21 protein-coding genes are annotated in these 23040 nt (G+C 62.6%); 17 read left to right on the forward strand and 4 right to left on the reverse strand.

Annotation, left to right across the window (positions count from 1 at the left end; genetic code table 11):
- The first annotated feature begins 14 nt into the window (after positions 1–14).
- From PUT78_RS09490 to PUT78_RS09510, 5 genes are all read left to right on the forward strand, one after another.
- Entirely contained in the window at positions 15–647 is a 633-nt protein-coding gene (locus PUT78_RS09490) for a DUF2460 domain-containing protein (protein WP_274352024.1), read from the forward strand.
- The gene (locus PUT78_RS09495) at positions 644–1522 is read left to right on the forward strand and encodes a DUF2163 domain-containing protein (protein ID WP_274352025.1); all 879 of its coding nucleotides are present in this window, start codon (positions 644–646) and stop codon (positions 1520–1522) included. The genes PUT78_RS09490 and PUT78_RS09495 overlap by 4 nt, the downstream gene beginning before the upstream one ends.
- 4 nt (positions 1523–1526) lie before the next feature.
- A complete protein-coding gene (locus PUT78_RS09500; RefSeq protein WP_274352026.1) occupies positions 1527–1973 on the forward strand; it encodes a C40 family peptidase in 447 nt (148 codons plus the stop codon).
- Between the two features lie 17 nt (positions 1974–1990).
- Positions 1991–5938, forward strand: coding sequence for a baseplate multidomain protein megatron (locus tag PUT78_RS09505; RefSeq protein WP_274352027.1), 3948 nt, complete (start codon positions 1991–1993; stop codon positions 5936–5938).
- 115 nt (positions 5939–6053) lie between these two features.
- The gene (locus PUT78_RS09510) at positions 6054–8309 is read left to right on the forward strand and encodes a DUF7742 family protein (RefSeq protein WP_476453965.1); all 2256 of its coding nucleotides are present in this window, start codon (positions 6054–6056) and stop codon (positions 8307–8309) included.
- Positions 8310–8619: 310 nt separating this feature from the next.
- Here the strand turns inward: PUT78_RS09510 and PUT78_RS09515 are convergent, their stop codons facing one another.
- The 3 genes from PUT78_RS09515 to PUT78_RS09525 all read right to left on the reverse strand — a co-directional run bounded on the left by PUT78_RS09515 (position 8620) and on the right by PUT78_RS09525 (position 10362).
- Complete coding sequence (locus PUT78_RS09515; RefSeq protein ID WP_274352028.1) at positions 8620–9126, reverse strand: DUF2383 domain-containing protein; 507 nt, start codon at positions 9124–9126, stop codon at positions 8620–8622.
- 29 nt (positions 9127–9155) lie between these two features.
- Complete coding sequence (locus PUT78_RS09520; protein WP_274352029.1) at positions 9156–9329, reverse strand: DUF1328 domain-containing protein; 174 nt, start codon at positions 9327–9329, stop codon at positions 9156–9158.
- 238 nt (positions 9330–9567) lie between these two features.
- Complete coding sequence (locus PUT78_RS09525) at positions 9568–10362, reverse strand: response regulator (RefSeq protein WP_274352030.1); 795 nt, start codon at positions 10360–10362, stop codon at positions 9568–9570.
- A gap of 217 nt (positions 10363–10579) precedes the next feature.
- Between PUT78_RS09525 and PUT78_RS09530 the strand changes: the two genes are divergently transcribed.
- The 12 genes from PUT78_RS09530 (at position 10580) to PUT78_RS09585 (ending at position 22229) form a co-directional block, all read left to right on the forward strand.
- The gene (locus PUT78_RS09530; RefSeq protein ID WP_274352031.1) at positions 10580–10759 is read left to right on the forward strand and encodes a NepR family anti-sigma factor; all 180 of its coding nucleotides are present in this window, start codon (positions 10580–10582) and stop codon (positions 10757–10759) included.
- Positions 10756–11334 (forward strand): sigma-70 family RNA polymerase sigma factor, encoded by a 579-nt coding sequence (locus PUT78_RS09535; protein WP_274352032.1) that lies wholly within the window; start codon positions 10756–10758, stop codon positions 11332–11334. The genes PUT78_RS09530 and PUT78_RS09535 overlap by 4 nt, the downstream gene beginning before the upstream one ends.
- A 120-nt stretch (positions 11335–11454) precedes the next feature.
- Positions 11455–13176, forward strand: coding sequence for a sensor histidine kinase (locus PUT78_RS09540; protein WP_274352033.1), 1722 nt, complete (start codon positions 11455–11457; stop codon positions 13174–13176).
- A 32-nt stretch (positions 13177–13208) separates the two neighbouring features.
- Positions 13209–13718, forward strand: coding sequence for a DUF2231 domain-containing protein (locus PUT78_RS09545; protein WP_274352034.1), 510 nt, complete (start codon positions 13209–13211; stop codon positions 13716–13718).
- A gap of 52 nt (positions 13719–13770) precedes the next feature.
- A complete protein-coding gene (locus PUT78_RS09550; RefSeq protein WP_274352035.1) occupies positions 13771–15183 on the forward strand; it encodes a ferredoxin reductase family protein in 1413 nt (470 codons plus the stop codon).
- Between the two features lie 405 nt (positions 15184–15588).
- The gene (locus PUT78_RS09555) at positions 15589–15771 is read left to right on the forward strand and encodes a PLD nuclease N-terminal domain-containing protein (RefSeq protein WP_274352036.1); all 183 of its coding nucleotides are present in this window, start codon (positions 15589–15591) and stop codon (positions 15769–15771) included.
- Positions 15772–16037: 266 nt separating this feature from the next.
- The gene (locus PUT78_RS09560; protein WP_274352037.1) at positions 16038–17048 is read left to right on the forward strand and encodes a PRC-barrel domain-containing protein; all 1011 of its coding nucleotides are present in this window, start codon (positions 16038–16040) and stop codon (positions 17046–17048) included.
- Between the two features lie 397 nt (positions 17049–17445).
- Positions 17446–18171, forward strand: coding sequence for a cytochrome c oxidase assembly protein (locus tag PUT78_RS09565; RefSeq protein WP_274352038.1), 726 nt, complete (start codon positions 17446–17448; stop codon positions 18169–18171).
- Positions 18168–18674: a CopD family protein gene (locus PUT78_RS09570; protein ID WP_274352039.1), complete on the forward strand. Its 507-nt coding sequence runs from the start codon at positions 18168–18170 to the stop codon at positions 18672–18674. The genes PUT78_RS09565 and PUT78_RS09570 overlap by 4 nt, the downstream gene beginning before the upstream one ends.
- Positions 18671–19384: a cytochrome c oxidase subunit II gene (locus PUT78_RS09575; RefSeq protein ID WP_274352040.1), complete on the forward strand. Its 714-nt coding sequence runs from the start codon at positions 18671–18673 to the stop codon at positions 19382–19384. Before PUT78_RS09570 ends, PUT78_RS09575 begins: the two co-directional genes overlap by 4 nt.
- Positions 19381–21930, forward strand: coding sequence for a cytochrome c oxidase subunit I (gene ctaD / locus PUT78_RS09580; RefSeq protein WP_274352041.1), 2550 nt, complete (start codon positions 19381–19383; stop codon positions 21928–21930). The genes PUT78_RS09575 and ctaD overlap by 4 nt, the downstream gene beginning before the upstream one ends.
- The gene (locus PUT78_RS09585) at positions 21927–22229 is read left to right on the forward strand and encodes a hypothetical protein (RefSeq protein WP_274352042.1); all 303 of its coding nucleotides are present in this window, start codon (positions 21927–21929) and stop codon (positions 22227–22229) included. The genes ctaD and PUT78_RS09585 overlap by 4 nt, the downstream gene beginning before the upstream one ends.
- Before the next feature lie 92 nt (positions 22230–22321).
- On the opposite strand, the gene PUT78_RS09590 is transcribed toward PUT78_RS09585, so the two are convergent.
- Positions 22322–22960: a LysE family translocator gene (locus tag PUT78_RS09590; protein WP_274352043.1), complete on the reverse strand. Its 639-nt coding sequence runs from the start codon at positions 22958–22960 to the stop codon at positions 22322–22324.
- Between the last annotated feature and the right edge of the window lie 80 nt (positions 22961–23040).

The following is a 23040-nucleotide window of genomic DNA, read 5'->3' on the forward strand; positions in this document are numbered from 1 at the left end:
AGGACGCCGCATCAATGGCATTTCATGACATCAGATTCCCCCCTGTGCTGAGTTTCGGCGCATTGGGCGGGCCGGAACGGCGCACAGAAATCGTGCGCCTTGCCAACGGGTATGAAGAACGCAACAGCCCATGGTCCGCATCGCGCAGGCGCTATGATGCAGGCACCGGGCTGCGCGCGCTGGATGATCTGGAAACGCTGATCGCGTTCTTTGAGGCGCGACAGGGCATGCTGCATGCTTTCCGCTGGAAGGATTGGGGCGATTTCCGGTCTGCGCCAGCATCGGTGGCCATCACTGCGCAGGACCAGTTGCTGGGCCATGGTGACGGGCAGACGCGGGCATTCGCCCTGCGCAAAGCCTATGCATCCGGCGCGCAGACCTATTGGCGCGCGGTGACCAAACCCGTTGCGGGCAGTGTGCTGGCCGCAGTGGGGCAGGACGGGCTGATTGCTGGCAATGATTACAGCGTGGATGCGGGCAGCGGCATTGTCACATTCCAGCGCCCGCCCGAAACCGGTGTGGAAATCCGCGCCGGGTTCGAATTCGACGTGCCGGTGCGGTTTGACACTGATGTGCTGCAGATTTCCGTGGCCAGTTTCCGCGCGGGCGAAGTGCCCCGTGTGCCGGTGATCGAGGTGCGCTTATGACCGGCGGCCTGCAGGACCACCTGCAAAGCGGCGCAACCACGGTTGCGCGCGCCTGGGCAGTGACGCGCGCGGATGGCGCGGTGCTGGGATTCACCGATCATGATTGCGATCTGACTTTTGATGGCGTGACATTTGCGGCCAATGCGGGCCTGTCGGCGCGTGCGCTGGAACAGGTGACAGGGCTGGCGGTGGACAATTCCGAAGCGGCGGGCGCGCTGGTGGATGCCGGCCTGAATGAGTCTGACATCATGGCGGGGCGCTATGACGGGGCTGGGCTGGTCATCTGGCAGGTGAACTGGGCGGATGTGGCGCAGCGCCGGATTCTGTTTCGCGGCTCTCTGGGCGAGATTACCCGCGCGGGCGGGGCCTTCCGCGCCGAATTGCGCGGGTTGTCAGAGGCGCTGAATACCCAAGGGGGGCGCGTTTATCACGCGGCCTGCAATGCGGTGCTGGGCGACGGGGCCTGCGGATTCAACCTGAATAGCGCAGGGTATTTTGCGCAGGTGCCACTGATCGCGATGGATGGCGCGGAACTGCGGTTTGCGCCAGTGCCGTCGGTCAGCGCGGGCTGGTTCGCGCAGGGCCGCGTCATTGTCCAGACCGGGCAGGCGGCAGGGCTGACCGGGCTGGTGCGGGCAGACCGGGCAGACGAGGGCGCGCGCGTCATCACGCTGTGGGACAGCATCCGCGCGCCGCTGGCTGCGGGGGACATGGTGCGGCTGGAAGCGGGGTGCGACAAACAGGCCGGAACCTGCCGGTTGAAATTCGCCAATTTCCTGAATTTCCGGGGCTTTCCCCATATTCCGGGCGAAGACTGGATGACCGCCTATCCCCGTCAGGGCCAGCCCAATCGTGGCGGCAGGATCAGGGGTTAGCGCGATGATACCTGCACCCCCCCCGAATACCCGCGCGCTGGAAATTGCGCGCGGCTGGATCGGCACGCCCTACCGCCACCGCGCGGCAATGCGCGGTGCGGGCGCGGATTGTCTGGGGCTGGTGCGCGGGGTGTGGTGCGCGCTTTACGGCGGCGTGGGGCCGGATGTGCCGCCCTATGCGCCCGACTGGTCAGAGCGGGCTGGAACCGAACCGCTATTGCTGGCGCTTCGCGCGCATCTGCTTGAAACCACGCGGGTTTCTGACGGGCAGGTGTTGCTGTTTCGCATGGGGCCGAATGCGATGGCCAAACATCTGGGGCTGCAATCGGGCGGCGGGGGCGCACTGGTCCATGCCTGCCCGCGCGCCGGCGTGATTGAAGCCCCCCTTTCGGCCCCCTGGGCGCGGCGCATTGTGGCGCGGTTTGATTTTCCCGCCCTGCCAAAGGGCTGAAAACGGAGTAGTAAGACATGGCAACCATAGTGCTTGCAGCGGCCGGTGCGGCCATCGGATCAGGGTTTGGCGGGGCCGTCCTTGGCCTGTCGGGCATGGTGATCGGCCGTGCGGTCGGCGCAACGGTCGGGCGCATGATCGACCAGCGCCTGATGGGCGGCGGCTCGCAGATTATTGAAGGGGGGCGCATTGAACGCCTGCGCCTGACCGGCGCATCTGAAGGGACACCTGTTGCGCAGGTCTGGGGCCGGGTGCGGCTGGGCGGGCAGGTGATCTGGGCCAGCGATTTTCTGGAAGATATACGCATCTCCGGGGGGGGTGGCGGCGGCAAGAAACCCCGGCAACCGACAATGCGCGAATACAGCTATTCGGTGTCGCTGGCGGTTGCGCTGTGCGAAGGCCCCATTCTGGGGGTCGGGCGCATCTGGGCGGACGGGCAGGAAATTGCGCCTGCGGATCTGAACCTGCGCGTTTATACCGGGCAGGAGGACCAGTTGCCCGACCCGCTGATTGATGCCGTGCAGGGCGCGGGGCACGCACCCGCCTATCGCGGGGTTGCCTATGTCGTGATCGAGGATCTGGAACTTGGTGCCTATGGCAACCGCGTGCCGCAATTCAGTTTCGAAGTGATCCGCGCCACGCCCGACGGGTCGCTGACCGATCATCTGCGCGCTGTGGCGCTGATGCCCGGCAGCGGGGATTTCGTTCTGTCCACCACGCCGGTTTATACAACGACGGATGCGGGCACTAGTGCGGCGGTGCCAGGGTGGGGCCTGCTGGGTCTGGGCCTGACGAATGCGGTTGAAGTGCCGCAAAACCTGAATTCTCCGACGGGCCGCGTTGATCTGGATGCATCGCTGGACGCATTGACGCGCGAATTGCCCAATTGCGAATCCGCGTTGCTGATTGTGGCATGGTTTGGCGATGATCTGCGCGCGGGGGAATGCCGGATTGAACCCAAGGTCGAATATTCCGACCGCAACGCCCCTGCCGCGCCATGGTCCGTGGCCGGGCGCAGTGCAGAAGAAACCCCGCAGGTAGCACGGCAGGACGGGCGGCCCGTTTATGGCGGCACGCCGTCGGATGCATCAGTGCTGCAGGCGATTGCGGGGCTGAAATCGCGCGGGCAGAAGGTGGTCTATTACCCGTTCGTGCTGATGGAAATCCTGCAAGGCAACGCCTTGCCAGACCCGTGGTCGGATGCGGATGGCCAGCCGCATCTGCCATGGCGCGGGCGCATTACCACGGCAAAAGCCCCCGGCGAAAGCGGCAGCCCCGACGGCACCGTGCAGGCTGCGGATGAAGTCGCGGCATTTTTCGGCACCGCGCAGGCCAGTGATTTCACCATTTCGGGCAATGTGGTCAGCTATGCCGGCCCGCAGGACTGGCGCTACCGGCGCTTCATCCTGCATCAGGCGGCACTATGCGCGGCAGCGGGCGGGGTGGATGCGTTCTGCATCGGGTCGGAAATGCGCGCGTTGACGCAGATTCGCGGACCGGGCAACAGCTTTCCCGCTGTGGCCGCGTTGATTGCGCTGGCGGCAGAGGTGCGCGCGATCCTTGGGCCGGATACCAAACTGACCTATGCCGCCGACTGGTCGGAATATTTCGGCTATATCACCGAAAATGGCGACCGGTTTTTCCATCTGGACCCGCTTTGGGCCGATGACAACATCGATGTCATCGGCATCGACAATTACATGCCGCTGTCGGATTGGCGCGATGGCACCGACCATCTGGATGCGCCTTGGGGGGATGTGCATGATCTGGCTTATCTGAAGGCCAATATCGCAGGCGGCGAAGGGTATGACTGGTATTATGCCAGCGATCTGGACCGCAAGGCACAGAACCGCACCCCGATTGTGGATGCAAGCGAATGGCAGGAACACTGGATCTGGCGCACCAAGGATCTGGCGGGCTGGTGGGGCAATGACCATCATGACCGCGTGGGCGGGGTGCGCAGCGTGCAGCCCACGGCATGGGTGCCACGGTCCAAACCCTTCTGGTTTACTGAATATGGCTGCGCCGCGATTGACCGGGGCACCAACCAGCCGAATGTATTTACTGACCCCAAATCCAGCGAAAGCGCTGTGCCGCATTTTTCGCGCGGCTGGCGCGATGATGCGATCCAGATGCAGTATTTCCGCGCCATGGGCGAGTATTGGGGCGATCGGGCGCATAACCCGGTGTCGGAACTTTATGACGGGCCGATGGTGGATATGTCGCGCGCCCATGCCTGGGCCTGGGACGCGCGGCCTTATCCGTGGTTTCCGGGCAATCTTGCGCTGTGGGAAGATGGCGCGAACTGGGCGCGCGGGCATTGGCTGACCGGGCGCGCGACAGGCCAGCCGCTGGACGCGGTGATTACTGCGATCTGCGCGCAGGCGGGTGTTATGGATGTGGATGTGTCGCGCGTCTATGGTGTGGTGCGCGGTTTCGCGGCCCCGTCCACCGACAGCGCGCGGGCCATGCTGCAATCGCTGATGCTGGCATATGGGGTGGAGGCGGCGGAACGTGACGGAAAGCTGATATTCGCCATGCGCCATGCCCGGCCCCTTGCGCGGCTGACAGGTGATGATCTGGTGGAGGGGCAGGGGGGCGATCTGACGTTGGTGCGCGCGCCGGAAGCTGACCTGACCGGACGCATCCGGCTGGGCTATGTCGAGGAAGGTGCGGATTTCGACATGCGGCTGGCGGAAGCGGCCTTTCCCGATGACAGCGCGCAGCGGGCGGCGGGGTCGGACCTGCCGCTGGTGATGACGGCCGGCGAGGCGCAGCTGATCGCGCAGCGCTGGCTGGCGGAAGCGCGTGTCGCGCGCGACACAGCGCGTTTTGCGCTGCCCCCGTCCAGTGCGCTTGGCGCGGGCGATGTGGTCGCGCTGGACGGCACGGACGGGGCGACAGGGCTGTGGCGGATTGACCGCGCGACACTGTCGGATGCGCGGGCCGTGGAAGCCACGCGCGTGGAACCCGGCCTTTATGGCTGGGGGGATGCCGCGCGCGAGGCCCCGTTGCTGACCGGCTATGAAGCGCCCGCGCCGGTGCAGGCGCTGTTTCTGGACCTGCCGCTGATTACGGGCGAGGAAGTGGCGCAGGCGCCCTGGCTGGCCGTAACCGCGCAGCCCTGGCGCGGCGCGGTGGCGGTGCACCGCGCGGGCATTGGCGGCGCGTTTGAGCTGGAAGCCATGATCGGTGCGCCCGCACGGGTGGGGATAAGCGAAACCGCGCTGCCCGCCGCGCCAGCGGGGCTGTGGGACCGGGGCGTGGCGCTGCGGGTGCGGATGCTGGCAGGGGAGCTGACATCGGTTGCGCCTGCTGATGTGCTGGCAGGGGCGAACCTGATGGCCATCGGCACTGGCGGGGCGTGGGAGCTGTTTCAGTTTGCGCAGGCTGAACTGGTTGCGCCTGATACATATGAATTGCGCCTGCGGTTACGCGGCCAGCAGGGCACGGATGGGGTGATGCCGACGGTCTGGCCTGCGGGCGCGGTGGTGGTGATGCTGGACGCGCGGCTTGCGCAGCTTGGCCTGCCGCTGGACGGCCTGGGGCTGGCGCGCAGCTACCGCATTGGCCCGGCCAGCCGCCCGCTGAGCGATCCCAGCCACCGCGACCATGAACAGGTTTTCGCGGGCGTCGGGCTGCGGCCTTACCGGCCTGCGCATCTGCGCGCCACTGTGCAGGCGGGGGGTGATGTTGCGCTGCATTGGGTGCGGCGCACGCGGCGCGGCGGCGATGGCTGGGGCGCGGCAGAAGTGCCGTTGTCGGAAGTGGCGGAACGCTATGTGCTGCGCGTGCGCGACGGGGCGCAGGTGCTGCGCGAGCAGGTGCTGGACGCGCCCTTCTGGACCTACGCACTGGCAGAGCAGCAGGCGGATGGCGCGGGGGCGGCCTTCGCCATTGAGGTGGCGCAGTTGTCGGATATTGTTGGGCCAGGACCGTTTGCACGGCTGGAGGTGGCGCTGTGAGAGGGCGCAGCTATGCGGCCCGCGCGCAGGTGGCCCACCCACCCGCCCCGCTGCGGCGCATGCGCGCCACAGCTTGCCACCCGCGCGCGGGCCGCCCCCGCTGGCGGGTGCGCTGATGCGCGAGATCACCCATGGCGATATCCGCGCCGCCGCCCGTGTGCTGATGGCGCGCACGCAGGCGGCATGGCCGCAGGTGATGGGCGATATGCTGCGCGACGCCCATCACGCCGACCGCTACCGCAAGGTATTCGGGCGGGTGCATCCGCGCCTTGGCAATGGCACATTGATGGCCGTGGCGCTGGCGCGCGCCCCGGTGCAGGAGCCGCGCGCGTCTGATCCGCGCTATCTGGAAGCGATTGCTGCGGCGATCATGGCCGTGCTGGACTGGCGCGCAGACCGTGTTTGCCCCGCCCGCGGATGGCAAGCTGTGCTGCGCAGGCAGCGCAGCGGGGATGGGTGGGCGGGCCATCTGCGGGCGGGGCAGATGCCGGGGGCAGGCGGGGACAAGATTTCGCTTTTCCCGGCGCGCGCCGCCCCCTATACCGCGCGCATGGCACAGGCACCCCTTCTTCAGTTATCCGGCATTTCCCTGACTTTCGGGGGCGACCCTGTTTTCGCCGGGCTTGATATGGTGATCCAGCCCGGCGACCGTGTGGCGCTGGTCGGGCGCAACGGGTCCGGAAAATCCACCCTGATGAAAATCATGGCCGGTCTGGCGGAAGCCGATCGCGGCACGCGCGCGCTCTCGCCCGGTGTGTCGGTGGGGTATATGGAACAGGATCCTGATTTCTCGGGCTTTGCGACTTTGGGGGCCTATGCCACGCAGGCGCTGGACCCGGCGGAGCATTACAAGGTTGAAATGGCCGCCGAAGGGCTGGATTTCGACCCGGCACTTGACCCCGCCCTTGCATCAGGTGGCGAGCGTCGCCGCGCGGCGCTGGCCAAGCTGCTGGCCGAAGCGCCGGAACTGATGCTGCTGGATGAGCCGACGAACCATCTGGACATTTCCGCCATTGGCTGGCTGGAAGCGCGGTTGCGTGAAACCCGCGCGGCGTTCGTGCTGATCAGCCATGACCGCGCCTTTCTGCGCGCGCTGAGCCGCGCCACGCTATGGGTGGATCGCGGGCAGGTGCGCAGGCGCGAGGCCGGTTTCGACGGGTTCGAAGACTGGCGCGACAAGATCTGGTCCGAAGAAGATGATGCGCGCCACAAGCTGAACCGCAAGATCAAGGCGGAAGCGCGCTGGGCGGTGGAAGGGATCAGCGCGCGGCGCAAGCGCAATCAGGGCCGTGTGCGCGCGCTGGCTGCGCTGCGCGATGAACGCGCAGGCCAGATCCGGCGTCAGGGCGTGGCCGCGATGGCGTTGGAAACCGCCGCCCCCTCTGGCAAGCTGGTGGCTGAACTTGAGGGCGTGAACAAAGCCTATGACGGGCGGGTGATCCTGCGTGATTTTTCGCTGCGGGTGATGCGCGGGGAACGGGTGGCCTTTGTCGGCCCGAATGGCGTGGGCAAGACCACGCTGCTGCGTCTGATCACGGGCAGCGAAGACCCCGACAGCGGGACTATCCGGCGCGGCACCAATCTGGAAATGGCGGTATTCGACCAGTCCCGCGCGCAGCTGGACCCCAATGCCAGCCTGTGGGAAAACCTGACCGGGGATCCGCTGATGCGCGTGTCCGGGCAGGCCGATCAGGTCATGGTGCGGGGCACGCCCAAGCATGTTGTGGGGTATCTGAAGGAATTCCTGTTCGACGAAGCGCAGGCGCGCGCGCCGGTGCGGTCGCTGTCGGGCGGCGAAAAGGCGCGTCTGTTGCTGGCGCGGATCATGGCGCAACCGGCCAATCTGCTGGTGCTGGATGAACCGACCAATGATCTGGATGTGGAAACGCTGGATCTGTTGCAGGATCTGCTGGGGGATTTTGACGGCACTGTGCTGCTGGTCAGCCATGACCGCGATTTCATTGACCGTGTGGCCAGCACCACATTGGTGTTTGACGGGGACGGGCAGGTGACGGCCTATGCCGGTGGCTGGTCGGATTACCTGGCACAGCGCCCTGACAGCGCGCCAGTCGCCGGGGCCACCACCCCTGCGGCGCGCGGCAGCGAGAAGGGCAAGCCCCGCGCCAAGCAGGCGCAAAGCAAACCCGCGCTGAGCTATACAGAAGCGCATCGGCTGGAAAAACTGCCCGCAGAGATTGCGCGGCTGGAAGCAGAGATTGCGAAGCTGGCGGAATTGCTGTCGGACCCGGCGTTGTTCACGCGCGAGCCTGTGAAATTCCGCAAGGCGACAGAGGCATTGTCCGAGCGTCAGGCAAAGCTGGCCGCTGCCGAGGAAGACTGGCTGGCACTGGCGGAAAAGGCGGAAGGCTAGGGCGGCGTGATCGCGGCGGGCGGGCGCGCGACGGGTTGATTCCGGTATGATGCGGTGGCTGGTGCATCCCCAAAAGCGCGGAGCAAAGGCCGCAAGGCTGGCCCACGCTATCGGCGGGCCGTCTTGCTGCCTGCCGGTGCCGCCCGCGTCAGTTCAGTCCTTTGATGCCGGAGTATTCCGCCTGCATAAAGTGAACTTCTCCGGGCGTGGGACCGGCAACCCCCGGCCCGCCGATAGCGCGGGCTTTATGTGCCGGTCAGCGATTGTTTCAGGCCGCCCGTCAAGGGCCGCCTGAAATTACGCCACCCTATCAGCCCGCGTGTTTCTGCATCAGCCGGTCGAGTTCCGACATATGGCGTGTCAGCAGCGCGTTTGCTTCGACGGTCTGTCCGACATTGCGGGCATTTTCATAGGCGTCCAGCACATGTTTTTCGCCCTGAATGATGCGGTCCATGACAGCGTCATCGACCTCTTCAAACCAGGACCGCATTTCGACCAATGCCCGGTTGACCGCGCCGAAAAATGATCCGTCATTATCCGGTTCATGCCCGCATTGCCGCAGATATGCCGCCAGTTCGGCTTCATGTTTGCGGTGCATGAACAGATATGTTTCGGCAACAGGTCTGAAGTCCGGTTCGGCCTTCTCGGTTAGTTTTTCAAACCCCTCGGTGATGTCCAGAACGCGGGTATGCGCTTCGGCAATCAATGCGACCCGGTCTTCGCCCGGATTGATTCCGGGGTCGGGGGATGTTGTGACCGTTTCACCCGCCGCAGCATCAAGTTTTGGATGAAGGTGTTTTATTTCAGTGGGTTTCATGGCGTTCTTCCTGTGGAAAAGAGGGGGGCCTACATAGGCGGTCGACCCTGAACTGCGCGTGCGATCATCGCAACGACGAACAGGATGATGAAGATCACAAACAGGATCTGCGCGATGGATGATGCGGCGCCCGCGATGCCTGAGAAACCAAGTGCCGCGGCAATAAGTGCGACGATCAGAAAAGTCAGTGCCCAACCTAGCATGTTTTTTCCTTCCATTGATGTGGTGCCGTCTTGCAGCATCTGACAGAAAAACGGATGAAGGCGGGTTCGGTTCCGGTTTAATCTGCGCATGAGCGGTTTTCTGACGCATTCGATGTCGATGCGCGAAGAAAATGACTGCCGGAAAACGCATGCGGGCCGGAATGGCAAAGGCCCGGACATGTCCGGGCCTTTGTGCGCGCGGCGGCGGGTGCTGCGCGAGGTTCTGGCTGATCTGCGTTCAGGCGTTCAGTGTTGTTGTGGATGCAAAGAACATTGCCTGTGACACCGCAGAACGGACCTGTTCTTCCTCAAATGGTTTGGTGATCAGGAAGGCGGGTTCAGGTTTTTCACCTGTCAGCAGGCGTTCGGGATAGGCGGTGATGAAGATGACCGGAATATCGGCATTGTCTCGTAGCAGTTCTGCCACCGCTTCCACGCCTGATGAATCATCGGCAAGGTGGATATCGGCCAGAATAAGGTCCGGGCGCGTGCGGTTGCCCAGTGCCACGGCTTCGGTATGGGTGCGCGCGATCCCTGTCACCTCATGGCCCATTTCGGTGACAATGCTTTTGATATCCAGCGCGATCAGCGGTTCATCTTCGATGATCTGGATGCGGCCCTGCACCGAACGGGACATTTCGGTATAGGCAATGGATACCAGTTCCTGAGCCTCTGCTTCAGTGACCTGAATGATCTGCGCGATGTCGCCATAGCTGAATTCTTCCAACGAGCGCAGCAGCAGGGCTTCGCGGGTATTGGTGGTCAGATTGGCAAGCAGTGATTGCGCGCGCGCTTCGGGCGCGGTGGCGGGGTCGTCGTTGACAGGGGAACCCGTTGTCTGCCAGACCGTGTGAAAGGCCCGGAACAACCCCAGTTTCGGGGTAATGTCGCTGTCAAGCAGGGATCTGTCTTCAAGTATTGCTTCCAGTGTTGCGGCTGCGTATCTGTCGCCTGTCTGCTGGCTGCCCGTCAGTGCGCGCGCGTAACGGCGCAGATATGGCAGCTCTTTTGCTATACGCATGGACATAGACATCTTCTCTCCTTGAGATTGCGGCATCATCTGCAGGTTCCAATCAGTGCCCGCCGTGGCGCAGCGTCCATCGGGCAGGGCAAAAAAACATACTTTCCTTGGAACCGAACGCATGTGCCCGCGTTTTGGTTCCAAGCTCGTTGCGATCAGTGCCATACTTGCGCGGTGCAACGTAAAATGCCAAGTTGGAATTTGTGGAGCAAAAGGCTGTATGGCTATAATGAGTGGCAAGGAACATGGAAACAGGAAGGGCATTCCGCCATCGGTTTCCCAGCAAATCGACGAAAACCTGAAGCGGTTGTATAGTGATGCTGAAGCAGAAGAGCTGCCGAAATCCCTGACCGACCTGCTGGAGGCGTTGCGAAAGCAGGATGCCCAGAAGGCAACGGACAAGCAATGAGTGGCGCACAAACGCCTGACGGCCCCGCTGTTGACCCGCGCGACGAAATCGTTACCCATCTGCCCGCCCTGCGTGCCTTCGCGCGTGGTCTGTCGGGGGATGTGTCCGCCGCCGATGATCTGGTTCAGGAAACGGTGCTGAAAGCATGGACCAAGTTTTCCCAGTATAATGCGGGCACGAATATGCGTGCCTGGCTGTTTACCATTCTGCGCAACACCTATCTGTCGAAGCGCCGCAAGCAGTCGCGCGAAGTGTCCGATGGCGAAGGGGTGTTTACCGCGCGTATGGCATCCAAGCCCGACCATGACGGCCGCCTTGCCCTGCAGGAACTGAATGCCGCAATGAAATTCCTGCCGGTCGAACAGCGCGAGGCGCTGATTCTGGTTGGCGCTATGGGGTTTTCCATCGAGGAAGCCGCAGAAACCTGCAACTGCGCCCCCGGCACCATCAAAAGCCGTGCGAACAGGGCGCGCAAGGCGTTGGCGGAAATGCTGCATCTGGAAAAGGGTGAAAATCCGACGACGACAGACAAATCCGTTGCGATGGTGATGGCGGGCGCACCGAACGGGTTCTGATCGCAGGCGGGCTGTGTGCGTATTCTTCATGCCGCGCAGAATCCGCAAGTGTAGGGTCAGATGCAGAAACGCGGTGCGCGTATATTGCGCGGACCTGCAATGACGAGGGTGAAACAGAGATTGGCAATATTCGATATCAGTGACCGGTTGGCAACGCGGCTGGCGATATTGATGACGCTGGCGCTTGCCCCTTTGGGGGCGATCTCGATCTATTCCGAATACCAGTCGCTGCGCGCGCAGGCCCGGTCAAATGACGCGATGCTGATCAGGCGGACGATCGATGCGGTTGCGGGGCAACGCGGGTTGCTGGAAAGTGCCATGCTGTCGGCGCACCGCCTGACGCCGCTGGTGCTGGAACAGCTGGATGATTCCGCCGCCTGTTCGGATTTCCTGCGGGAATTTGTCAGCGCCGCCGATCTTTTTGCCTTTGCCGGTTTTGTTCCGCGCGACGGGACGATGACCTGCGCGTCGCAAGGCGAGCCTGTGGATTTCAGCAATTCGGAACGCATGCAGTCGAGCATGGCAAACGCGCGCAGTTTTTTCAGCTTTCAGCCCAATGGCGCGATTACCGGCCGGCCTGTTGTCGTCGCCAGCAGGCCGGTTTTCGTGGATGGCGCGTTGCTGGGGTATATGAGCATCTCTGTCTCGCAGCATACATTCGCGCTGATTGCCGCTGAACTGGACCAGCAAAGCGGCCTGCGCGCAACCTATCTGGTGAACCCTGCCGGGGAAACACTGACCAGCGCAGATATTCCCGATGCCGCCGAACGATTGCCCGGCCGCAGCGAATTGCTGTCGATCCTTGCGCAGCGCAACGGGGTTTTCCGCGAAGTCAGCGAAGACGGCGAAAGGCGCATGTTCACGTTGGCGGAATTGATCCCCGGCCAGCTTTATGCGCTTGGCAGCTGGTCCACGGATCAATGGCCATCCGGGGCGGTGATAAATTTCTGGCGGCTGAGTTTTCCTGTGCTGATGTGGTTTGCATCATTGGCGGTTGTCATGTTCGCGGTTGATTACATGGTGGTGCGCCATCTGAAACGCCTGAATTCGCAACTGCGCCGCTTTGCACTGGGCAACAGGGCCGAATTCCAACGCCTGCCAGAGAGAGCGCCAAGCGAGTTGCGCGAGATTGATTCGACATTTTCCAAGATGGCCTTGCTGATCCGGCGCGATGAACGCGAACGCGAAGAAGCGCTGACAGAGAAGACCATTCTGCTGAAGGAAATTCACCATCGGGTAAAGAATAACCTGCAGCTTATCGGTTCTATCCTGAATCTTCAGATGCGTCGCCTGCAGGACCGCGAAGCGCGCTCGATCCTGAAAGGGGTTCAGTCACGGGTGCGGTCGCTGGCGACAATTCACCGCACGCTTTATGAACAGGACCGCATTTCCGAACGTTATGCTGCCAGTTTTTTTGACAGCATCCTGCAGGAAACCTTGTCGATTGCCAGTACCGATTCCACTGATATGCAGATCACCAAGCAGTTTGATGCTGTGGATCTGCCGCATCACAAGATCATTCCGGCATCGCTGCTTTTTGCCGAAGCCCTGACCAACGCGCTGAAATATGCCATGGCACCCGCGGGCGCGCAGGGCACGCAACTGGATATCCGCCTGACCAGCATTGACCGGGTTGCGGAACTGACCGTGTGGAATTCGGTGTCGGATACCTGTTCTGAACAGATGGACAATGGGCTGGGGCAGGAATTGATGACTGCGTTTGCGTTGCAGATACACGGGGATATCGAAATAGGACCAGCACAGCGCGATGGCGTACCGGGATGGCAGGTGCGGTTGCGCATTGCCGAACAGACCCCGTCGCAACCCGCTGCCGTGGCCTGACCGCGCGCAGCATCAAGGCCGGAGGATGCGATATGACACAGAAACACACTGGTTTCACTGACCCGGTTGAAGAACACCGCGCCCTGCATCCCACGGAATCGCTTATTGCTATTTCGGGGCACCCGCTGCATGCGATGCTGGTGGCCTTTCCCATTGCGCTTACGATGTCGGTGCTGGGGGCCGATCTGCTGTATTGGTGGACCGGGGATGCATTCTGGGCGCGCGCGGCGGGCTGGGCTGCGTTCGGGGCGTTTGTGATGGGTGTGCTGGCGGGGGTGACCGGCACGGTGGAATTGCTGCTGGTGCGCGGCATACGCAACCGTTCATCCAGCTGGACGCATTTCATTCTGGCGGTCATGCTGCTGTCGCTGATCGGGGCGAACTGGGTCTACCGCATTGGCCAGCCCGAAGAGGCGGTGCTGCCGCTGGGCCTGTGCCTGTCACTGGTGGCGGCAGGGCTGACGGCGGTGACCGGCTGGCATGGCGGCAAACTGGTCTTCGACTACCAGATCGGCACGAAAGCGCCTGATACCCCGTCATGAGTGTGGCGCGGCGGGAACCCGCATGCCGTTGGCGCGTTGCGCAAGGATGAACATGCTTCGTCCCGAGCCAGACCCCGACCAGGATTCCGGCAAGAACAGCACTGCGACCGCGCAAGCGCACCAGTCACCCCATGACCGCCCTTGGGCGGTTGTCCTGCATGCGGGGGCGGTGTTCGGTCTGGGTATTCTGGCCCTGGGCCTGCCTTTTGCCGCGATCCTGCTGATGGGCGAGGCAGTGCCTTCGGGCGGGCCGAGCTGGGATTTCAGCATGGGGCTAGGGTTTGGCGCGCTGGCCATGGTGACATTGCAATTCGCGCTGACAGGTCGGCTGCGCTGGATCACGCATCCTTTCGGGGCCGATATTGTCTATCTGGCGCATCGCTATCTCAGCTGGGGGGCGCTGGTGCTGATGGGTGCGCATTTTGCGTTGCTTTATGTGTTTCATGAACCGGCCCTTGGGCAATTGAACCCGCTTGAAGCGCGGTGGGAACTGACGGCGGGGCGCGTGGCGCTGGTGTGTTTTGCCGGGCTGGTCATCACCTCGCAATGGCGCGGGGCGCTGCGCCTGCCATATGAATGGTGGCGCAGGCTGCATCTGGCGCTGGCGATCATCGGCTTTCTTGCTGCGATTGCGCATGTGCTGGGGGTGGGGAACCTGGCGGATACGCCGCAAAAGCGCGTGGTCTGGCTGGGCGCGACGCTGGGCTGGGCAGGAATTCTGCTGTTCACGCGGCTGATCCGCCCCTGGTGGCAGTCGCGTAACCCGTGGCGCGTGATTGCCAACCATGACGAAGGCGGCGGTGTGCACCGGCTGGAACTGGCCCCCGAAGGGCAGGCGCTGAAACGCTGGAAGCCGGGGCAGTTCGCATGGCTGAAGGTTGAGCGTTCCCCCTATGCCCTGACCGAGCACCCCTTCACCATATCCGCAGCCCCCGAACATGGCCCGAACCTGTCATTTTCCATCAAGGCGCTGGGTGACCACAGCGCCACGCTGGCGCAGACACAGATCGGCGCGCGGGCTTATGTGGACGGGCCGTATGGCGCGTTTTCCGTGGACCGGATGGCCCGCGCCAAGGGGTTCGTGATGATTGCGGGCGGGGTAGGCATTACGCCGATCCTGTCGAACCTGCATGCGCTGGACGCGCGCGACGACCCGCGCCCGGTCATTCTGATCTATGCCAACCCGATCTGGGACAAGGTTGCCTTCCGCGATGAACTGGAGGTGTTGCGCAGGCGGCTGAACCTGACACTGGTGCATGTGCTGGAAGACCCCCCCGATGACTGGGACGGCGAAAGCGGGCATATTGATTTCGACATGCTGACGCGCCAGCTGGCGGCGGATACGCGCGAATGGCCGCATCTTCTGTGTGGTCCCGGCCCGATGCTGGCAGCCTTGCGCCGTGATCTGCACAGGCTTGGGGTGCGCGAGCGGCATATCGATTACGAAATATTTGAACTGGTGTGACATGCGCCCGAAACTCGCCCTTGTTTATGCGTTGCTGATGACTGCCTTAGCGGTCGCGCTGGCGGCATGGCTGGCCTTGTCGCTGGCGCTGTAGGGCTGGGGGGTACGCATCCCAAAGGCGCGGAATCAAGGCCGCGAGGCTGGCCCGCGCCATAGGTCTGGCCGTCCCGCGACCTGCCGGTTACGCTGGTGTCTTGCCAGGCCTTGAATGTCAGGATTGTGCCGCGTGGATAAAGGAAATTCCTATGACGCCGGACCGGCAGACCCCGGCCCAACGCTGGCGCGGGCTTGGGAAGCGCAACAACCGTTTCCGCCCGTTTTATCCCGCACCGTAATTTTTCCGGGAACCAACTGCGCGGACGCGCGTTTGGGTTCTGGTAGTTTGCACAACAGGGTCAGAAATACATGAATACGAACTTTACCGGTTTTCTGGGCATCGTCCATCTGGCGCTGGTCATCTGGGCGGCTGTGGCCATTCTGGGGTCGCGGACCAGTGATGGCAAAAAGGTGTTGTGGATATTGCTTGTCCTTCTGTTTCCGGTGGTCGGACTGATCATCTGGTTCATTGCCGGACCCCGCAAGGCTTAGGCCGGGCGGGTCTGAACTTTCCCTCTGTCGAATGATGAAGCTTTGTTCGGCAAACTCCGCTGGTCCTCGGGTCAGCGGTTTTTTTGTGGCGACTGGTGCGAAGATCACGGTTGGTTTGCAGGTGCCGGATATGCTTCGTGTTAAGGTTCCTGTGTTCAAGTAATTGTTATATTTAATATTTTCAGAATATTTGGAACTTTCCCTTCATAGCGTTGTTGTGTGTGCAGAGCCTTTGAATAGGTCAATGACACTAAAGGAGAGACGAGATGAATAAGCTTATGCTGACCACCGCCATTGTTGCCATCACCGCGACGGGCGCAGTTGCACAGACGACCGGTGCCACCGGAGAAGGCGATGCCACTGCAATGGCTGGGGGCGACAACCAGTTTGTGCCTGCCTTCCTGTCATCGGACTTCACGGGCAAGAATCTTTACACACTTGATACCGAACACACCCGCACCCTGACCGAGGACCGCGCGGCCGAAGACCACAGTATCTGGGACCGCACAAGGATGCGCTGGGAAAGCAATGACGCCTTCATCCCCAACCGCGACGCATGGGAGAATATCGGCAATATCGACGATATCGTCATGACCAAGGACGGCGAAATCCGTGGCATTCTTATTGATGTCGGTGGTTTCCTGGGCCTGGGCGCGCGCACGGTCATGGTTGACATCAACGAATTGTATTTCGTGGCTGATGACACCGCGCCTGAAGATCTGTCCGATTTCTTCGTCGTGGCCGCCATGAGTCAGGAACAGCTGGAAGCCCTGCCGGAATGGGATGAAGCACAACTTTCCATCGGCTATGAAGCGCAGATATATGATGACGCGGCAGCCGGGCAGGATATCGGCATGCTGGATGACGACGGTGACATGGTGCAGAATGATGCTACCATGACCGGCCAGACAGACATGACCGGCACTGACCCGGCGCTGGGCGAACAGTCCGACATGGCAGGCGCTGACCCCGCCGCACAGGACGGTTACACCGCGATGGGGGAACAGGATCTTACAGCCGATAACCTGCTGGGGGCCAGTGTCCACGGCGCCGAAGGTGACAATATCGCCACTGTCGATGATGTGGTTCTGGCAGATGATGGCGTCGTCACCCATATCATCATCGATGTGGGCGGGTTTCTGGGACTGGGAAGCCATACAGTCGCCCTTGAACCCAATGACATCGAAATCATGTGGGACGATGCAACCGGCAATGTGCGTGTTCAGGTTCCGATGACGCAGGAGCAGCTGGAAACCCTGCCTGAATATCAAGGGTAATCCCCGCCTGCCGCAGCGGGACTTCCACCGCAGCGCGTATGAATGAAGCAATGTGCCCCGCCGGTTTCCGGCGGGGCGTTTTTTATTAATTTATCAACTAGTTATTGAATTTTCGGAACCTTGATCCGGTTTGCCCGTTAAGTATCAGAGGTAACGAAAACCTGTTCTGACCATGAAAGGAAGATCGCATGCGTGGTATATTGCTTTGGGTAATCGGCATACCGATACCGATAATAATTCTGCTATTTCTGTTTGGCGTTTTCTGAACTGTCCTGATGGATCAGGCTGAAAAGGGCGCGGGCATCTGCTGCGCCCTTTTCAATTTCCTGCGCGACGGTCCGGAACCGGCGTCTGCCCGGCGCGTTGGGTGAGTGGACATGATCAACAACGGAATGTGATGGAACCCGATTTTCCCTATTGCGGCCCGGCCCCCGACCCGCAGGCATGGCTTATGGCCTGGAACCTGGACCCTGTGCTGCTGACCTGCCTTGGCGGGGCGGCATGGGCCGGGGTCTGGCTGTTGCGCGGGCAAGGCCCCATGCGGCAGCGCGCCTTCGCCGTGGCGGTATTCGCGGCGGTGCTGGCATTTGTGTCGCCGTTATGTGCGATGACAGTTGCGCTGTTTTCGGCGCGCACGCTGCATCATCTGGTGGTGATTGCCGTGCTGGCCCCGGCGCTGGCCATGGCGTTTCCGTGGCGGCGCGGCCCGCAGGCATTGGCGTTTCTTGGCCTGTCGGCGGCATTGTGGCTGTGGCACCTGCCGGTTGTCTATAGCGCGGCATGGGACAGCGCGGCGGTTTATTGGGGGTTGCAGATGGCGCTGATCCTGCCGGGCTGGGCGTTCTGGTCAGCGGTGCTGGGCAAACAGGGGCGCGGTAGTGTTCCGGGGCTGGTCTGGCTGGTGTCGCTGGTGGGGCAGATGGGCGTTCTTGGCGCGCTGCTGACCTTCGCGCCGCGCGCGTTTTATGCCGAACATCTGGCCCATGCGCCGCGCTTTGGCCTGAACGCGCTGGAAGATCAGCAACTGGCCGGGCTGATCATGTGGGTGCCGGGCATGGTGCCGCTGGCGGTTCTCGCCGCGATCATCGCATGGCGGACCCTGTGGCAGGGGGCGCGTGTATGATTGCCATGTTCAAGGCGCTGCATATCGCGGCCCTGTCCGTCTGGTGCGCGGGGCTGATCCTGTTGCCGGTCATTATCCAGACCTACAGGCATGCGCATGCATCGCGCAATCAGGCCGGTTTCAGTGAATTCCGCTGGTTGACGCATTACAGCTATCAGCTTGTCCTGACGCCTGCGGCGGTGATCGCGGTGATCGCGGGAACCGTGCTGATTTTCGCCCAGGAGGTGCTGGATACCTGGTTGCTGGTCAAGCTGGTTGCCGTGTCGGGCATGGTGCTGGTGCATGCCTGGTTGGGGCATGTCGTTGTGCAGGCGGGCGAGCGGCGCGAAGCCTATCGCCTGCCGCCCGCTGCCTTTGCGCTGGTGGCGCTGCTGCCGTTGATGGGGCTGGTGCTGTGGCTGGTGCTGGCCAAACCCGCGCTGGATGACCTGATCGCGCTGTTCCCGGAATTCCTGCGGGAACCGCGCGGGAATGCCATTCCGGCGCGGTTTGACCCGCTATGACAGGGCGGGCGTTGATATGGGTCGCGCCACTGGCGCTGGCGGCATGTGCGGGGCCATTGTCCACACTGGACCCCGGCGGGCATATCGCGCGCGACATTGCCTTGCTGTGGTGGGTCATGCTGGCGGGCGCGGGGGTGATAACCGCGTTTGTGCTGGTCCTGCTGGGTTTTGCATGGGGTGCCCCCCGCCGGACGGCGCAGGGGCGTTGGGTTTACGGGCTGGGCCTGTGGTTTCCGCTGGCGGTTCTGACAGCACTTCTGGGGGTCGGGCTATGGGTGGGCGAACGGATTTTACCGCGCGATGATGGCGCGGTCACAGTGCATGCGCATGCATTCCAGTGGGGATGGCAGTTCACCCATGACGGCGCAGACGGTCAGCCGGTGGAAAGCGACGGCGTGCTGCATATCCCTGCGGGCCAGCCCGTGGATATTCTGGTGTCATCACAGGACGTGATTCATTCCTTCTGGGTGCCGCGCCTTGGCGGCAAGATGGATGCCATTCCCGGCCGTGTAAACCGGTTGCGCGTGCAGACCGATGGCGCGGGCCGCTTTGACGGGCTGTGCGCGGAATTCTGCGGGCTGGGCCATGCGGGCATGCGGTTTGTGGTGGTCGCGCATGACGACTGGCCCCCCGCTGACCCCGATACTGACCCTGATACTGGCCCCGACACCACCCCCGAAACTGACACCAATGGGCAGGAGTTTCCATGACAGACCTGGCGCATCCCGAACCTGTGGCCGTGGGCGGATCGTCTGATCTGCCGCCCAACCCGCCGCAGCGCGCGCTGCGGCTGCACCGCGAACTGGCGCGGGTCTGGGCCAATGACCGGGGGTGGTGGGGGCAGGTCACAGCGGTCAGTCATACCACACTGGGCCTGCGCTTCATGGCAACGGCGTTTGTGTTCTTTGCCATTGGCGGGATTCTGTCGATGCTGATCCGCACGCAGCTTGCCACCCATCAGGGCGCGTTTCTGGACACGGAACTTTATAACCAGATCTTCACCATGCATGGCAGTATCATGATGTTCCTGTTCGCCATTCCGATGCTGGAGGGGTTGGGCATCTGGCTGTTGCCGAAACTGCTGGGCACGCGCGACATGGCATTCCCGCGCCTGACCGCGCTGGGGTACTGGTGCTATCTGTTCGGCGGGCTGATCATGCTGGGCGCCCTTCTGTTCGGGGTGGCGCCGCGGGATGGCTGGTTCATGTATACGCCCCTGTCGGATGCCACCCACAGCCCCGGCATCAATGCCGATGTGTGGTTGCTGGGGGTTACTTTCGTCGAAATCTCGGCGATTGCGGCGGCAGTGGAAATTACCGTCACCATCCTGCGTCAGCGTGCGCCGGGGATGAAGCTGACGGAAATGCCGCTGTTTGCGTGGTATATGCTGGGCACGGCTGCGATGATGCTGGTGGGGTTCCCGCCGCTGATTGCAGGATCAGTGCTGCTGGAGGTGGAGCGCGCCTTCGACTGGCCGTTTTTCGATGTGGCGCGCGGCGGTGACCCGCTGCTGTGGCAGCACCTGTTCTGGCTGTTCGGCCACCCGGAAGTGTATATCATTTTCCTGCCCGCAGCGGGGGCCATGTCCACCATCATCCCGGTCATGTGCCGCACGCCCATTCTGGGCTATGGCGCGATTGTTGCGGCCATTCTGGGGCTGGTGTTCCTGTCTTTCGGGTTATGGGTGCATCATATGTTTACAGTGGGCATTCCGCATATGGCGCTGGCCTTCTTTTCTGCCGCGTCCGTTCTGGTGGCCGTGCCGACGGCCGTGCAGGTCTTTGCCTGGATCGGCACGATGTGGAAGGGGCGGCCGGAACTGCATTTGCCGATGCTGCATATTCTGGGGTTTTTCCTGACCTTCGTGATGGGGGGGCTGACGGGTGTAATGCTGGCCATCGTGCCGTTCAACTGGCAGGCGCATGACACGGCCTTTGTGACCGCGCATCTGCATTATGTGCTGATTGGCGGTTTTGTGTTCCCGATGATGGCGGCGGCCACGTACTGGATGCCGCTGATCACTGGCAAGGCGCGCGTCAAGGGGCTGGGGGAGGCCGCGTTCTGTGTCATCCTGATCGGGTTTCATGGTACGTTTTTCATCATGCATCTGACCGGGTTGCTGGGTATGCCGCGCCGGATTGATGTCTATCCCGACAATCCCGAATGGGTGGCGCTGAACCTGACATCCTCTATTTTCGGGTTCGTGCTGACCATTGGGTTTGCCATGTTCGCGGTGGACCTGATCCTGCAGGCCACCCTTGGCCAGCGCGCGCGCCGTGACCCGTGGCGCGCGCCGACACTGGACTGGGCAATGCCGGTGCCGTCGCCCAATTACAATTTTGCGTCCCTGCCATTGCGGCGTCATCAGGGCGGACCCGCGCGAGAGGTGATCCATGCGCTGGCGCGGGGTGTGGGCGCGCTGCCCGGTGCGCCGCGCGGGCGGCGTGAAGTGCTGGTCACGACTGCGGGCAATGCGCGTCCCTGCCATGTGGCGGTCCTGCCGGGCAACACCGCGCTACCACTGGTGCTGTCGGCATGTATCGCGGTGTTTGTGCTGTTGATGCTGGCCAGTCTGTATGCGTTGGCGGCTGTCGCGCTGGCACCGGTCGCAGGGCTGGTCTGGGTCTGGGCGCGGGGCATGGCCCCGGTGGGTGATCTGGCCCCGGTGACGATTGCGCCGGGCGTCGATATGCCGGTGCATCACCGGGCGACACCCCCGACATTGGCGCAAAGCGGGTTGCATGCACTTCTGGTGGCGGATGGGGCGCTGTTTGCATCGCTTCTGTTCGGGCTGGGGTTCCTGAGCGTGGTGACACAAGGACCGCCGCCGCCGCCTGCACTGGTGCAGAACCCGGCGGCAGGTATTGCGCTGGTCATTGGCCTTGCTGCGGTCGCAGGGGCGGCGGTTTTTGCGCGGCTACTCGCTGCGGGATATGCCGGGCGCGGGGCAAGCTGGGCGGGGCTGGGCTGCAATCTGGTGGCCCTGGTGGCGCTGGCATGGCTGGCTGTGCAACTTGATGACCCAAGGGCGCATGCGCGCGATGCGCTGCGCGCCGCCATGCTGGGCTATGTGGGGCTGCATGTGCTGGTGGGGGCGGCGATGGCGGCATTCACGGCTGACCAGTTCCGGCGCGGCGAGATTGCACCGCAGACCGGGCGCGGGGCCATCGCTGCGTGGGGGAACTGGCAGATGTTCACGGCGGTGACAGCGGGCATTACCGTGGCGGTCGTGCTGGTGCAGGCAGGTGCGCCATGAGGTGGCTTGCCCTGTCATTGGCTGGCCCGACGCTGTGGGCCGTCATGTTCACGTTGCTTTATGCGGTGCATGGGACCGTTTGTGCGGGCAGCCCCGGCCCTGAAAGCCTGACTTTGCGCGCGCATATGCTGCTGGTCGCGCTATGGGGGGGCGGGCTGCTGGCGCATGGGCTGTTGTTTCGCGCGCTGCCTGCGGGGGGGCAGGGCGTGTCACGTTATCTGCCACGCGCAGGCGCATGGATCGGACTGGTGGCCACAGCGTTTACGCTGTTTCCGGTGTTGATGATCACCAGTTGCTAGTGTTCTGCACCTCACACAAGATTCCCAACGGAAGCAAGGAGCGCTAAGCGGATAGATGTGGAATACCACAAGGTCTTCCACATCTGTCTATGTCATGCTGCGGCCCGCTTCCAGCTCGCCGCCAGAGCACCAGCGCCGATCATCAAGGACCCACCAACACGGTTGACAGCCCTCTGCACGCTTGGCTTGCGGATCGATTTCCGGGCCATCGATGCCAGTAATGCGTAGAAAGCCGCATTCAGGGTCGCCAGGACCAAAAACGTTGTCTCGAAAATGATCATCTGGGGCAGTAAGGGCTGCGCCGGATTCATGAACTGAGGGAGGAAGGCCACGAAGAAGATGATGCTTTTCGGGTTGAGCGCCGTGATGACATAGGTGTGCAGAAAAATCCGCAGCGGCCGTTCTTTCGGAAGGTTTTCTGTATCTGCACCAGCTTCGCTGATCGATACCGGGGCGCGCCAGAGTTTTATCCCAAGGTAGATCAGGTAGGCTGCACCGATCCATTTCAACACAGTGAACAAAGTGGCCGAAGTCGCGAGCAGCACCCCGAGGCCGAGCATGGAAGCGGTCATTGCGGTGAAATCACCAAGTGCGACGCCCGCAACTGTTGCGCGTGCCGCCTTTCTACCATGTCCGAGCGCATATGAAATTACCAACAGGATCGTGGGGCCAGGAATTGCCAGCAAGACCGCGGATGCTGCTGCAAAGGCCAGCCAAAGTTCAAAAGACATGTCGTTTCTCCATTCTGATTGACGAAGCAATCCACAGGCCCGGAGATGACGCAAGCACTTTTCGGAACGTCCGCACCGTC

The sequence above is a fragment of the Roseinatronobacter alkalisoli genome, from assembly GCF_028745735.1.
Lineage (GTDB): Bacteria > Pseudomonadota > Alphaproteobacteria > Rhodobacterales > Rhodobacteraceae > Roseinatronobacter > Roseinatronobacter alkalisoli.